Annotated in this window: 15 protein-coding genes; 9 read left to right on the top strand and 6 right to left on the bottom strand. The window is 68.7% G+C overall.

Annotated features, from left to right (window positions below; all coding sequences use genetic code 11):
- Positions 1–30: 30 nt before the first annotated feature.
- From C8E87_RS08575 to C8E87_RS08535, 9 genes are all read left to right on the top strand, one after another.
- A complete protein-coding gene (locus C8E87_RS08575; RefSeq protein ID WP_133872587.1) occupies positions 31–954 on the top strand; it encodes an ABC transporter ATP-binding protein in 924 nt (307 codons plus the stop codon).
- Entirely contained in the window at positions 954–1,712 is a 759-nt protein-coding gene (locus C8E87_RS08570) for an ABC transporter permease (protein ID WP_133872586.1), read from the top strand. Before C8E87_RS08575 ends, C8E87_RS08570 begins: the two co-directional genes overlap by 1 nt.
- Positions 1,713–1,797: 85 nt before the next feature.
- The gene (locus C8E87_RS08565) at positions 1,798–2,610 is read left to right on the top strand and encodes an ABC transporter permease (protein WP_133872585.1); all 813 of its coding nucleotides are present in this window, start codon (positions 1,798–1,800) and stop codon (positions 2,608–2,610) included.
- Positions 2,611–2,875: 265 nt separating this feature from the next.
- Positions 2,876–3,988 (top strand): YihY/virulence factor BrkB family protein, encoded by a 1,113-nt coding sequence (locus C8E87_RS08560; RefSeq protein WP_133872584.1) that lies wholly within the window; start codon positions 2,876–2,878, stop codon positions 3,986–3,988.
- 247 nt (positions 3,989–4,235) lie between these two features.
- On the top strand, positions 4,236–5,462 hold the full coding sequence (locus C8E87_RS08555; protein WP_133872583.1) for an ROK family transcriptional regulator: 1,227 nt from the start codon (positions 4,236–4,238) through the stop codon (positions 5,460–5,462).
- Positions 5,459–7,066, top strand: a complete 1,608-nt coding sequence (locus C8E87_RS08550; protein WP_133872582.1) for a sugar ABC transporter ATP-binding protein — start codon at positions 5,459–5,461, stop codon at positions 7,064–7,066. The genes C8E87_RS08555 and C8E87_RS08550 overlap by 4 nt, the downstream gene beginning before the upstream one ends.
- Complete coding sequence (locus C8E87_RS08545; RefSeq protein ID WP_133872581.1) at positions 7,063–8,079, top strand: ABC transporter permease; 1,017 nt, start codon at positions 7,063–7,065, stop codon at positions 8,077–8,079. The genes C8E87_RS08550 and C8E87_RS08545 overlap by 4 nt, the downstream gene beginning before the upstream one ends.
- A gap of 48 nt (positions 8,080–8,127) precedes the next feature.
- The gene (locus tag C8E87_RS08540) at positions 8,128–9,174 is read left to right on the top strand and encodes a substrate-binding domain-containing protein (RefSeq protein ID WP_133872580.1); all 1,047 of its coding nucleotides are present in this window, start codon (positions 8,128–8,130) and stop codon (positions 9,172–9,174) included.
- A gap of 27 nt (positions 9,175–9,201) precedes the next feature.
- Entirely contained in the window at positions 9,202–10,389 is a 1,188-nt protein-coding gene (locus tag C8E87_RS08535; RefSeq protein ID WP_133872579.1) for a Gfo/Idh/MocA family protein, read from the top strand.
- 73 nt (positions 10,390–10,462) lie between these two features.
- Here C8E87_RS08535 and C8E87_RS08530 read toward each other — a convergent pair whose 3' ends face one another.
- From C8E87_RS08530 to C8E87_RS08505, 6 genes are read right to left on the bottom strand one after another with little or no spacing between them, the layout of a single operon-like run.
- Positions 10,463–10,744 (bottom strand): hypothetical protein, encoded by a 282-nt coding sequence (locus C8E87_RS08530; RefSeq protein ID WP_133872578.1) that lies wholly within the window; start codon positions 10,742–10,744, stop codon positions 10,463–10,465.
- A gap of 46 nt (positions 10,745–10,790) precedes the next feature.
- On the bottom strand, positions 10,791–11,483 hold the full coding sequence (locus tag C8E87_RS08525) for a WXG100 family type VII secretion target (protein WP_133872577.1): 693 nt from the start codon (positions 11,481–11,483) through the stop codon (positions 10,791–10,793).
- Positions 11,480–11,794: a type VII secretion target gene (locus C8E87_RS08520; protein WP_133872576.1), complete on the bottom strand. Its 315-nt coding sequence runs from the start codon at positions 11,792–11,794 to the stop codon at positions 11,480–11,482. Before C8E87_RS08520 ends, C8E87_RS08525 begins: the two co-directional genes overlap by 4 nt.
- Positions 11,787–12,158 (bottom strand): YbaB/EbfC family nucleoid-associated protein, encoded by a 372-nt coding sequence (locus C8E87_RS08515; RefSeq protein WP_239080501.1) that lies wholly within the window; start codon positions 12,156–12,158, stop codon positions 11,787–11,789. Before C8E87_RS08515 ends, C8E87_RS08520 begins: the two co-directional genes overlap by 8 nt.
- Positions 12,159–12,167: 9 nt before the next feature.
- Positions 12,168–12,521, bottom strand: coding sequence for a hypothetical protein (locus tag C8E87_RS08510; RefSeq protein WP_239080500.1), 354 nt, complete (start codon positions 12,519–12,521; stop codon positions 12,168–12,170).
- Between the two features lie 4 nt (positions 12,522–12,525).
- Positions 12,526–13,293, bottom strand: coding sequence for a hypothetical protein (locus C8E87_RS08505; protein ID WP_133872575.1), 768 nt, complete (start codon positions 13,291–13,293; stop codon positions 12,526–12,528).
- Positions 13,294–13,507 lie beyond the last annotated feature (214 nt).

The raw sequence follows: 13,507 nt of genomic DNA, 5'->3' as shown, positions 1-13,507 counted from the left end.
CTGTCGTACCCCCTCACTAGGGTCGTTCGCGTGGACTCCCTGATACACGCGCGCGGCCTGGTCAAGCGATTCGGCGACTTCACCGCGGTCGACGGCATCGACGTCGATGTCCGGCGGGGCGAGGCGTTCGGCTTCCTCGGCCCCAACGGCGCGGGCAAGAGCTCGACCATGCGCATGATCGGGTGCGTGTCCCCGCCCAGCGGCGGCGTGCTGGAGATCCTGGGGATGGATCCGCTGCGCGACGGTCCCGCGATCCGCGCCAAGCTGGGGGTCTGCCCGCAGCTCGACAACCTCGACATCGAGCTGACAGTCCGCGAGAACCTTACGACCTATGCCCGCTTCTTCGGCATCCCCCGCAGGGAAGCGCGCCGCCGGGCCGACGAGCTGCTGGCGTTCGTGCAGCTCGCCGAGCGCGCCGACAGCAAGGTCGAGCCGCTGTCGGGCGGCATGAAAAGGCGGCTCACGATCGCGCGTGCCATGGTCAACCAGCCCGAGATGGTGCTGCTCGACGAGCCCACCACCGGTCTCGACCCGCAGGCCCGCCACCTGGTGTGGGAAAGGTTGTTCCGGCTCAAGCAGCAGGGGGTGACGCTCGTGCTGACCACCCATTACATGGACGAGGCGGAACAGCTCTGCGACCGCCTGGTGGTGATGGACGGCGGCCGCATCGTGGCCGAGGGCTCACCGCGGGCGCTGATCGAGCGGTATTCGACCCGCGAGGTGGTCGAGCTCCGCTTCCACACCGACGATCAGGCCTCGTACGCGGACAAGCTGGCCGGCCTCGGCGACCGCCTCGAGGTCCTGCCCGACCGCATCCTGCTCTACGTTCCCGACGGCGACACCGCCGTCGACGAGGTCAACCGCCGCTCCCTGAGCCCGGCGAGCGTGCTGGTGCGGCGCTCCAGCCTCGAAGACGTCTTCCTCCACCTGACCGGCCGGACCTTGGTGGACTGATGACGGCCACGCTCTCCGTCCTGGAATATCACCTGGTCAACTATCGGCGCACGTGGCGTTCGAGTGCCCTGTCGACGCTGGTCATGCCGCTTCTGACGCTGCTGGGGTTCGGCGTGGGGGTGGGGGCCTATGTGCGCGGCGGCGTCGAGGGCGTGCCCTACCTCGACTGGATCGTGCCCGGCCTGATCGCGTCTACGGCCATGCAGGCCGCGTTCGGCGAGGCCACGTGGCCGGTGCTGAGCTACTTCGAGTGGCTCAAGGTCTATTTCGCGCAGGCCGCTGCGCCGCTGCGGGTGGCCGACATCCTCGGCGGGCATCTGGCCTTCGTCCTGTTCCGGGTGCTGCTCACCGCGACCGCGTTCCTGGCGGTGGCCGCGGCCTTCGGCGCGCTGCATTCCTGGTGGGCGCCGATGACGCTGGTCGTAGCGGTGCTGATCGGATTTGCCTCGGCCGCGCCGACGATGGCCTATGCCGCGAGCATCACCAGCGACAGCTATCTGGTCCTGCTGCTGCGGTTCGCGGTGCTGCCGATGTCGCTGTTCTCCGGGGTGTTCTTCCCGGTCGAGTCGTTGGCGGCGCCGTTGCGCTGGGTGGCTTACCTGTTCCCGCTCTGGCACGGCGTCGAGCTGAGCCGCGACGCGATGCTCGGCCGTGCCCCGGGCTCGCTCGGCGTGGTGCACGTTGCCGTCCTGCTGGCTTGGTGCGCGGCCGGCTGGTGGCTCGCGAACGCCCGTTTCCGCCGCCGGCTGGTGATTTGAGCATGGTGACGTGCGCGAGGGCCGGCGGCCCGGCAGCTCACCCGCTGCGGACGACGGTTTCGACGATGGGGCGGGGGCCCGAATCATGGTGACGTTGGTGATGCCGCGGCTGCTCTCGTTCGAGGGTGGCACGGGGCGACGGGCGGCCTCGGTGACCGAGCGCAACATCTCGACGCTGCGCTCGGCGTACTGGGTGGTCATGGTGTCCGGCTTCCTCGAGCCGGTGCTCTACCTGTTCTCGATCGGGGTCGGCGTGGGCGCGCTGATCGGCGACATCCCGCTGCCCGGCGGCGAGGTGGTGGGTTACGCCGAGTTCGTGGCCCCGGCCATGCTGGCGGCGTCGGCCATGACCGGCGCGCTGGCCGAGACCACGTTCAACTTCTTCGGCAAGATGAAGTTCGTCCGGCTCTACGAGGGCATCCTGGCCACGCCGGTGCGCCCGATCGAGATCGCTCTGGGCGAGCTGGCCTGGGCGATGGTGCGCGGGGTCATCTACTCGGCCGCGTTCGTCGTGATCATGACGCTGATGGGCCTGACCACGTGGTCGCGCGCGGCGGCCATGCTCCCGGCGACGCTGCTGGTGGGGCTGGCCTTCGGCGCGCTGGGCATGGCGGTGGCCACGATCATCCGCAGCTGGCAGGATTTCGACCTGATCGCGGCGGGGCAGTTCGCGTTGTTCCTGTTCTCCGGCACGTTCGTCCCGCCCACGGCCTACCCGGCGGCGGTGCGCTGGCTGATCGAGGCCACCCCGCTGTATCGCTCGGTCGACCTGATCCGGGCTCTGAGCACGGGCACGACAGGCTGGCTTCAGCTCGTCGACGTGGCCTACCTGCTCGCGTTGATGGCGCTGGGCCTGACCGTCGCGGGCCGCCGCATGGCCAAACAGCTCTGCAAATGACAGTCGCGCCACCAACACAGCTCCTGCCGCGCGGGCGCCGGTTGGACCCCGTACGGGATCGGCGGATCCGCCACGCACGAGCACCGGCCATGATGCGTACGGGGATGGATTTGACGTGGGACTTTGAGCGACGGTCGAAATAGCCGGGGCGGGGGAACGGGGGTTAGGTCTGTCTGGTGGCGGGCATCACGTGGGAGGCGTCGGCGCAAGTCGCGAGGGCGACGAGCGGACGGCCGACACGAGGACTGGGTGCCGGAGGAAGACGATGAAGCTGGGTCACAAGCACGACGACGACAAGGCGAATTCCTCGCCCGAGGCTGAGCGCGCCCGGTCGGAGGGGGAGCGCGACTACGACCTGGCCGCGGCCGCGAGCACGCGTACGGGGGAGGACAAGCGCAACGACCTCTCCGCGCCGTCGCCCGACGCCGGCCCGGACAGTCCGGCCCAGCTCAAGGGCAAGGGCGTCTTCGCCGCGCTCAAGCGGACCTTCAAGCAGTTCTCCGAGGACAACGTCTCCGACTGGGCGGCCGCGCTGACCTACTACGGCGTGCTCTCGATCTTCCCGGGCGCGCTGGTGCTGGTGTCGATCCTCGGCATGCTCAGCGACGACGGCCAGCAGACGGTGCAGGACACGGTCAACGAGATCGCCAACAACCAGCAGATCGAGGAGCTGGTCAACACGGTTCTCAGCCAGGTGCAGGACACCGGCGCGGCCGGGTTCGCCGCGATCGTCGGTCTGCTGCTGGCGTTCTGGTCGGCCTCCGGATACGTGGCCGCCTTCATGCGTGCCTCCAACGCCGTCTACGACGTGCCGGAGGGCCGCCCGATCTGGAAGACGCTGCCCATCCGGGTGGGTGTCACCGCGGTCATCGGCATCATGCTGATCCTCTCGGCGGTGATCGTCGTCTTCACCGGCGACCTCGCCCAGGTGGTCGGCGAAAAGATCGGTCTCGGCGAGGCCGCCGTGACGGTTTGGAACATCGCCAAGTGGCCGGTCCTGATCCTGCTGGTCAGCCTGATGTTCGCGATCCTCTACTGGGCCTCGCCGAACGCCAAGACCGGCGGTTTCCGGTGGGTCAGCCCGGGTGGCATCTTCGCCGTGGTGCTGTGGCTGGTCGCGTCCGGCGCGTTCGCGATCTACCTGGCCAACTTCGCCAACTACAGCAAGACGTACGGGACCCTGGGTGGTGTCATCGCCTTCCTGGTGTGGCTCTGGATCTCGAACATCGCGATCCTGCTGGGGGCCGAGCTCGACGCCGAGCTGGAACGGGGGCGCGCGATCGCCGCCGGCCACGACCCGTCGGACGAGCCGTTCCTGGAGCTGCGCGACGACCGCAAGCTCAAGAAGGGCAGCGAACAAGGCCTCAGCACGAACTGACCCCGCTGGACGAAAGACCCCCGGCTGCCGCCTCGGCCGGGGGTCTTCGCATGTGCCGTCGAGCCGGTCCGGAATGGGGGAAGCAGACCTAGGTCAACGGTCGATAACAAACCCAACTTTTGCTCCAATAGACAAAAGTTGGCGATGATCTTCGAGAAGGTATGGACTCCCGAGGCACAACACGCCTACTGTGACCGTCACAACACCGAGGGATTACTCCGGTGTTAAGCGTCTCCGGAGGTCCTTCGTGCACGTGGCCGATGCTCCCCACCTGCGGGTCCTGCGCCTGCTGCGCGACGAGGGACCCGTGTCGCGCGCCGAACTGGGGGATCGACTCGAGCTGACCCGCCCGCGTCTGCTGGCCGAGGTCGAGCGGCTCGTCGCGGCGGGCCTGATTGCCGAGGCGGGCATGGCGGCCTCGCGCGGCGGGCGCCGGTCGACGCTGGTCGAGCTCGACCCCCGGCTCCGGTTCGCCGCTGTCGACCTGGGCGCCAGCTCGATCGACATCGAAGTCACCAACGGGCGGCTGGAGCCGGTCGCGACCTATCGTGAGGCCGCCGACATCCGCTCGGGGCCGAGGACCATACTGCATCGGGTCAACGAGCTGCTGCACAAGGCTCGCACTGACGGGGCCTACGACCGGCTCGACGCGGTCGGCATCGGCGTCCCGGGCCCGGTCAGCTTCCGTGACGGCGTACCGGTCTCGCCCCCGATCATGCCGGGCTGGGACAGATATCCCGTACGGGAACTGCTGGCTCGGGAACACGGGTGCCCGGCCGTGGTGGACAACGACGTGAACATCATGGCGATCGGCGAGCGGCACGGCGGGGTCGCGCACTCGGTCGACGACTTCCTCTTCGTCAAGATCGGCACGGGCATCGGCTGCGGCATCCACCTGGGCGGCACGGTCTATCGCGGGGTCGACGGCTGCGCGGGCGACATCGGGCACATCCAGGTCGACGCGAACGGCCCGGTCTGCTCGTGCGGCAACACCGGTTGTCTCGAGGCCCTGTTCAGCGGTTCGGCCCTGGCCCGCGACGCGGTCGCGGCCGCCCGTTCCGGCGAGTCCCCGGCGTTGGCCGAGCGGCTCGCCGCCGCCCTGAGCGTGGCCGAGAACCAGGGCGACGACGAGCAGTCCGAGCCCCCGGTCACGGTCACCGCCCGCGACGTCGCCGAGGGCGCCGCCGAGGGTGATGTCACCTGTATCCGCCTCATCCGCGAGGGCGGCCGCCGCGTCGGCGGTGTGCTGGCCACGCTGGTGTCCTTCGCCAACCCTTCGATGATCGTCATCGGCGGCGGCCTGGCCCAGCTCGGGCACGTGCTGCTGGCCGAGATCCGCAGTGTGGTGTACCGCCGGTCGCTGCCCCTGGCCACCGGCAACCTTCCCGTTGTCCTTTCGGAGCTGGGCAGCCGGGCCGGCGTCACCGGCGCCGCGGTGCTGGCCAGCGACACGGCATTCGAGCAGGCATCATGACCGTTCCCGATTCGCGTGAAGACCTCCGAACCGACGACCAGGTGCCGGCGACGCCGGACAGCACCGACGGCGACGACCCGAAAGACGTGGTCCTGCGCCTGACCGACGTGGTCAAGACCTTCCCCGGCGTGCGCGCCCTGGACGGCGTGCAGCTCGAGGTTCGCGCCGGCGAGGTGCACTGCCTGCTCGGGCAGAACGGCGCCGGCAAATCCACCCTGATCAAGACGCTGGCCGGCGTGCACCACGCCGACGGCGGCGAGATCACCTGGTTCGGTCGGCCGTTCGCCCCGGCCACGCCGCAGGCCGCCATGCGCGCCGGCATCGCGACCATCTATCAGGAGCTCGACCTCGTCGACGACCTGTCGGTGGCCGAGAACGCCTTCCTCGGTCACGAGGACACCCGGTTCGGCTTCACCCGCCGGCGCTCCACGGCCCAGAAGACCCGCGAGATCCTGTCCCGCCTCGGCCACCCCGAGATCCCACCCCGTACGGCGGTGCGCGACCTGCCCGCGGCCGGCAAACAGATCGTCAGCATGGCCCGTGCGCTCTCGCACGACGCCCGGCTGATCGTCATGGACGAGCCCAGCGCTGTGCTCGCTCATGATGAGGTGGAGAACCTGTTCCGCATCATCCAGGGGCTCACCGCCCACGGCATCGCGGTCATCTACATCTCCCACCGGCTCGAGGAGATCCGCGAGATCGGCGACCGGGTCACCGTGCTCAAGGACGGCCGCACCACCGCGGCCAACCTGCCCGCGCGCACCACGCCGACACGCGACCTGGTGAGCCGCATGACGGGGCGTTCCATCGAGTACGTCTTCCCGCCGCGCCGCCCCGCCGAGGCGCGCGAGCCGCTGCTGGTCGTCGAGGGGCTGAGTCGCAAGGGTGAGTTCGCCGACGCCAGCCTCACGGTCGCGCCGGGCGAGATCGTCGGGATCGCCGGCCTGGTCGGCTCCGGCCGTTCCGAGCTGCTCGAGACGATCTTCGGGGCGCGCCGCGCGGACTCCGGCACTGTCACACTGGACGGTCAGCGGATCACCGGTGTCGGCCGGGCCGTGCGCAAGGGCATGGGCATGGCCCCCGAGGAACGCAAGAGCCAGGCGTTGCTGCTCGACGAGCCGATCTTCAAGAACATGACGCTCGCCTCGTTCACCGGGTTCGCCAAGGGCGGGTTCACCGATGTGGCCGGCGAGCGCAAGGCCGCGGCCAAGACGGCCGACCTGCTCGAGTTGCGGCCGCGCGACGTCGAGCGCCCGGTGCGCACACTCTCGGGCGGCAACCAGCAGAAGGTCGTGGTCGGGCGCTGGCTGCTCGACGACACCAAGCTGCTGCTGCTCGACGAGCCCACCCGCGGCGTCGACGTCGGCGCCCGGGCCGAGCTCTACCAGGTCATTCAGGACCTGGCCAAACGCGGAGTCGGGGTGCTGCTCGTGTCGAGCGAGGTGCCCGAGGTGCTCGGCCTGGCCGATCGTGTGCTGGTCATGCGCGAGGGCCGGATCGTCCGCGAAGCGCCGGCGCCCGAGATCGACGAGGCCACTGTTCTCGACCTCGTCATGTCGGGGTCGCTCACGACTGAGTCCATTCTGGAAGGGGAGCCAGCATGACAACCCAGACGGCGCCCCCTGAGGCGCCCGTCAAGCAGGAACGCCGCAAGCTCGACGAGAACACCCTGCGCAATCTGGGTCTCGTCGGCGTGCTGATCCTTCTGATCGTCGTCGGGATCGTCACGAAACCCGACCTGTACAGCGATCCCACCTGGGTCAAGAACAACTTCCTGACGATCCTGCAGCAGGCGTCGGCGATCGGTGTGGTCACGGTCGGCATGACCTTCGTGATCATCGGGGGCGGCATCGACCTGTCGGTCGGCGCGATCGTCGCCATCGCCGGGGTCTGGTCCACCACGCTCGCGACCCAGAGCTACGGGGCCGGCGGCATGATCTTCACCGCGATCGTCGTCGGCACAGTTGTCGGCCTCGTCAACGGCGTCCTCATCGCGTACGGGAAATTGGTGTCCTTCATCGCGACGCTGGCGATGATGGTCGCGGCTCGGGGCCTGGCCGCGCAGATCTCCGGCAAGCAGACCCAGATCTCGACCAACAGCACGATCAACGACATCGCCAGCACCCGCCCGCTCGGCATCCCGTTGCTGGTGTGGATCCTGGCCGCCGTCGTCGTGGTGGGCTGGGTGCTGCTCAACCGCACCACGTTCGGGCGGCGCACCGTGGCCGTCGGCGGCAACCCCGAGGCGGCCCGGCTCGCCGGCATCAACGTCAAGCGGCACACCATGCTGCTGTTCGCGCTGTCCGGTCTCTGCTGCGGCATCGCCGCGATCATGCTCACCTCCCAGGCGACCAGCGCCCAGGCCGCCATGGCGAACCTCTACGAACTCGACGCGATCGCCGCGGCGATCATCGGCGGCACGCTGCTCAGCGGTGGCCGCGGCACCATCGTCGGCGCGCTCTTCGGCGTGCTGGTGTTCTCCACCATCACCAACCTGTTCGCCATCAACAACCTCTCCACCGAGGTCCAGAACATGGTCAAGGGCGGGATCATCGTGGCCGCCGTCCTGATCCAGCAGTTCCGGTACCAATCGCTCACCCACCTGTTCAAGCGCTGACCTCTTTCGCCCGGTTCCGCTCGGCCGGGTACCCCCTTGGGAGGAATCATGTCCGCTTTGTCCCGTAGGCGCATTCTGTTCGGCGGCGCGGCCGTCGGCGCCGGCGCCCTTCTCACCGCCTGCACCAGCAACGAACCCGACAACAACGCGCAGGTGAACACCAACACCGACACGAACGCCAACCCCAACGCCGCCCCCGGCGAAAAGGTCGTCATCGGGTTCTCCGCCCCGGCCGCCGACCACGGCTGGATCGCGGCCATCACCAACAACGCCAAGGCCCAGGCCGCCGCGTACACCGACGTGGAGTTCAAGGCCGTCGAGGCGGGCGCCGACGCGGCTGCCCAGCGCGCCGCCATCTCGACCCTGGTGGCCCAGAAGCCCACCGTGATCGTGATGCTGCCGCACGACGGCAAGGAGCTCGACTCGGCCGGCCTCGAGGCCATGAAGGCCGGCATCCCCGTGATCAACCTGGACCGGGCCTTCCCGTCGCAGGCCGCGTACCGGCTGCAGATCAAGGGCGACAACTACGGCATGGGCCTGGCCGCCGGCCACTACATCGGCGAGCAGCTCAAGGCCAAGAACGTCGCCAACCCGATCATCGGCGAGATCCCCGGCATCGACTCGCTCGAACTGACCCAGGAGCGCAGCGAGGGCTTCAAGGTCGCGCTGGCCGAGTACGGGTTCAAGGTCGCCAACCGGCGCCCGGCCGAGTTCACCGCCGACTCCGGCCAGGCCGCCGCGACCGCGCTGCTGCAGGCGCTGCCCAAGATGGACGCCCTGTGGAACCACGACGACGACCAGGGCATCGGCGTGCTGGCCGCGATCAAGCAGGCCAACCGCAGCGAGTTCTTCATGGTCGGCGGGGCCGGCTCGAAGGCGGCCATCGACCAGATCAAGGCCGACAACTCGGTGCTCAAGGCGACCGTGACGTACAGCCCGTCGATGGCCTCCTCGGCCATCTCGCTGGCCCGGCTCATCGGGCAGGGCAAGGGCATGAGCGACCTGGTCGAGCTGCAGGTGCCCAAGGAGATCACGCTCGCCTCCGAGACGATCACCAAGGACAACGCGGACCAGTACGCGAAGCTCGGCTTCTGACGAGCCGCCTGGCGATAAGGAGAATCGATGTCGGAACAGCTGCGGGTCGGCATGGTCGGCTACGCGTTCATGGGAGCCGCGCACTCAACGGCGTGGCGCACCGTCAACCATGCGTTCGACCTGCCGCTGTCGGCACGGATGACCGCGGTCAGCGGCCGCTCCCCGGAGGGGGTGGCGGCCGCCGCCGCGAAGCTCGGGTGGGACGAGCACACCACGGACTGGCGGTCGTTGATCGAACGGGACGACATCGACCTGATCGACATCTGCACCCCGGGCGACACCCACGCCGAGATCGCGCTGGCCGCGCTGGCCGCGGGCAAACACGTGCTGTGCGAGAAACCCCTGGCCAACACGGTGGCCGAGGCGCGCGAGATGGCCGACGCGGCGGCCCAGGCGGCCACGTCCGGCGTATGGGCCATGTGCGGCTTCAACTACCGCCGGGTGCCCGCCGTGGCGCTCATGCGGCAGATGGTGGCCGGCGGGCGCATCGGCACGATCCGGCACGTCCGCGCCCAGTACCTGCAGGACTGGATCGTCGACCCGTCGTTCCCGCTGGTGTGGCGCCTGCGCAAGGAACTCGCCGGCTCGGGGGCGCTGGGTGACATCGGCGCCCACATCATCGACATGACCCAGTTCGTCACCGGGCAGTCGATCGCCTCGGTGTCGGCGCTGACCGAGACGTTCATCAAGCAGCGGCCGCTCACCGCCGAGTCGGCCGGGTTGTCCGCCGCGGCCGCCGACGGCAGCGGACTGGGTGACGTGACCGTCGACGACGCCGCCTTGTTCCTGGCCAGGCTCGACGGGGGAGCTGTGGCCACGTACGAGGCAACGCGGTTCGCCACCGGTCGCAAGAACGCGCTGCGGGTCGAGGTGAACGGCTCCCTCGGCTCGCTCGCGTTCGACTTCGAACGGCAGAACGAACTCGAGTTCTACGACGCCGCGCTGCCCTCGGCCGAGCAGGGCTTCAGCCGGATCCTGGTCACCGAGGCCGACCACCCGTACATCGCGGCGTGGTGGCCGCCCGGCCACGGCATCGGTTACGAGCACACGTTCACCCACGAGGTCCGTGACCTCATCGAGGCGATCGCGGCCGGGCAGCAGCCCACGCCGTCGTTCGCCGACGCGCTGCAGGTGCAGCTGGTGCTGGACGCGGTGAGCCGCTCGGCCGAGTCGGCACAGTGGACCACCGTGGAATCGGCCCTGCAGCGGGCCTGACAGACGTCCGTCGCGGGCCGGCGAGGGACGGCGCGGTTGCGCCCCGCGCCGGTCCGGCCCGCGACGGAACTTCTCACGGCCTCTGATATCCACACACTTCGAACAACCAGTGGTCGTAATAACCCCGTACGGCGTCACGATCGCGATGATCGAGGGCCAGCCACTCGCGGGCCGCGTCGGCCGCGTACCCGGTGTCGCCGATCAGGCCCCACAGCAGGTACATACTGGTCGCGAACTCCTCGGTCTCGAGATGCCCTTCCAGCGCCGCCAGGATCGCGGCGGGATCGTCGGCCGCTTCGTGCATGAGCGCGCGAATCTCGTCCAAATAGGCCGGCGCCCGGCGCTGATCTTCCACACGTCGACAATGACACGACCGCACGCACCCCGGCGGGTGATCTTCGTCAGCCGTTCACCAGGCGGGTCAGGTTGCTCAGGCTGGTGACCAGCGCCGTCGTGTACCCGAGGATCCGCCCCGCCCACTTCATCACGGCCGACGCGATCTGCGCCGCCACCACCGGGATCGTCACGATCAGCAACGCCTCGGCGGCCCACACGATCACCCGCGCCACCAGGTCGGCGATCAGATCCCGTACGAGGTCACGGGTGAACATGACCAGATTGCCGGCCGCCTGTGTGGACACCGCCATCGTCGACGCCAGCGAGGACAGCCCGCCCAGCGCGTCGACGTTGTTGGCCATCAGGCTCTGATAGGTCGCCGCGGCCGGCCCCGTCCAGTCGGGCAGGTCACCGGCCAGCGCACCCTGCAGATCGGAAGACATCGCGGCCAGCTCACCGGCCATGTTCTCCCAGGTGGCGGCGTGCGCGGCGACCCGTTCGGGCATGCCCGCCAGCTTGTCGAGGACCTCACGCAGCGGCTCGAAATACTCCATCGCCCAGCCCAGCCCGTTCGCCAGCAACGTGCTGAACGGGTCGAGCACGGCCGACGCCGCCTCGAGCGCGAACGCCCCACCGGCCAGCGCCTGATCGACCCAGCTGCCCCCGGCGATCGTCTGGTGCAACCCCTGGAAACTGTCGACGAGCGAGGCGCCCGACGTGCCCGGCCCGGTCGACGCGACGGCGATCAGATTCGTCATCCCAGCCCACCCGCCCGGCGCAGCCGATCAGCGGCCGCGTCGTCGGCGACCTCGTAATCCTGACTGGTGCGGACAAGCGCCTCCGACGCCAGGCGCAGATTCTCCTCCACGTACGCGTAAAGCTCGTCCTGTTTCGCGTGCCGCGCCTCGAGGATGCCCGCCATCCAGCCGCAAAGGAGCCCGTACGCCGCATCGTCGCGCACAATGGCCGAACTGGCCGCCTTCACGGCCGCGAACCGTTGCTGAATGCCGTCGATCCTGGTGGCGTGGGCCCGGATCTGCTGCGCGTCGACCTGAAAGCCGTCACTCATCGCGCGCACCCCGTTGTTCCGCGATCATCCGCCCGGCCAGGGAATCGGGCCCCAACGTCTCGTCGATGATCTCTTTCGTGAGCCGCGCTGCCTTGTTGCGCGCGATGCCGAGCGCCCCCATCACGGCCCGCGAAACAGCCTCGGGCGGCACTCGCTGAATCCGCTCGGTGAACCGGACATCAAGCAACACTCCACCGGAGTCGATGGTGACCTCCACCAGCCCGTTCCCGTCGGCGGCGCTGATCCGGGCCTGCCCGAGCCGCTCACTCATGACCTGCGCGGCGGCGGCGGCCCGATCGACACGCCCCTTCCAGTCCCGCAGATACTCACGAGAACTGTCCGGATCCAGTAGTGGCTCGGTCACCCTTTCTTCTTACCGCGCGGAGTCAATGACCGATCGAAGGATGTCAGCGACTTCGCGGAGAAATGCGGCGGCTCCTGCGTCGCTGGGGTCATCGAGTCCCCAGTTGGCGTCGTCCTCGACCAGGCGCAGCAGCGTCCCAGGCGGCAGCTCGTCGGCGAGAACCGACTCCAGAGCATCGAGCTCTTGTCTGAGGAATCGGGTCGTGGCCTGAGCCGTGTGCTCGAACTCGGCGCGCACTCCCTGCATGCCGCCGGCATCCATCACGTAGCTCTGCAACAGGTCGCGCACCTTCTGCAGAGCGGAGCGAGCCTCCAACTCCGCCATGCGGGCCCGCAGCGGTTCGGGAAGTCGCGGCTGGTTCACGGCCCTACAGTAATCCGGACGGGTAAGCCGAGTCGATGAACAGCAGGGGCGGGTCTGATCCAGGCCGCAGCTTGATCCTGACCACTACCAGGCTCGTCGCGCCGTATTCAGCCTCTCGTGGCCCGGCGCCGTGCATGCCCTTGTTATAGAAGCCCTCGCCGACGCGATGGCGGGCGTCGAAGCCGCCCTTGTGCCGCAAGGTCAGCGCCAAATCGTTCCGGATGTTCTCCCAGTTCTCGCGCACGTATCTGTTGATCTCGCGATTCATGGTGGTGTGATCGGTCCATCGGTAGGACCTCGTCTCGGGGTGATCCCACGGATCGTCGCCGTAGATCCGGCCTTCGATCGTCCGGCCGGTCGGCGCACGGCGCAGGGTGACGTCCGGGCCGTGATGCAGGAGGGTATGGGCTCCGTCATCCGTGAATTCGCTGTCGTTACGTGCGATGTTGACGATGGGGGGCTCTGCGCCGAGTTGGTCATATCGACTCATCGCCGCGCTGAATTCGACATCGTCATCGGAAGTCGCGGACAGTCCAGTCCCGCTTGCCGGGTCAGTGCCGGCGGTATTCCGGTGCCGGTGCGCTCGTCCTTGTTCGGCCACCCGTCCCAGGACCGCTTGATTCCCGGCCAGTCCGGACTCGCCGCCTTCGTTGTTACCCGATCGGCCAGGCGATTTGTCGTCGCCGTCCCTATCGTCCTCGCCGTCCGGGCTGTCCTGTTGGCGTTCGGGCTCAGGAGTGTCGTCGCCGTGCCCACGAGGGCGTGCAGTCATAGCTGTGCACGTCCCTTGCCTCCAGCGTTCACCCCTCCTTCCTACTGTGCCGGGTCAATGAACCTCGGACGCCCGCCTCCAATGATCACCTCCGCTGAACAACTTCTCTTTCGTTGTGGATCTCGTGTCGTGCGACCCGACTATCCGGGGAAGCGCAGGAGGAAGGGTGATCACGCGGGGTGGATTCCGGCTGGCATCACGGTGACTTGCGGCA

The organism is Paractinoplanes brasiliensis, from assembly GCF_004362215.1.
Classification (GTDB): domain Bacteria; phylum Actinomycetota; class Actinomycetes; order Mycobacteriales; family Micromonosporaceae; genus Actinoplanes; species Actinoplanes brasiliensis.
The sequence above is the reverse complement of the archived record's forward strand: the minus strand, read 5'-3'. Positions and strand labels throughout refer to the sequence as shown.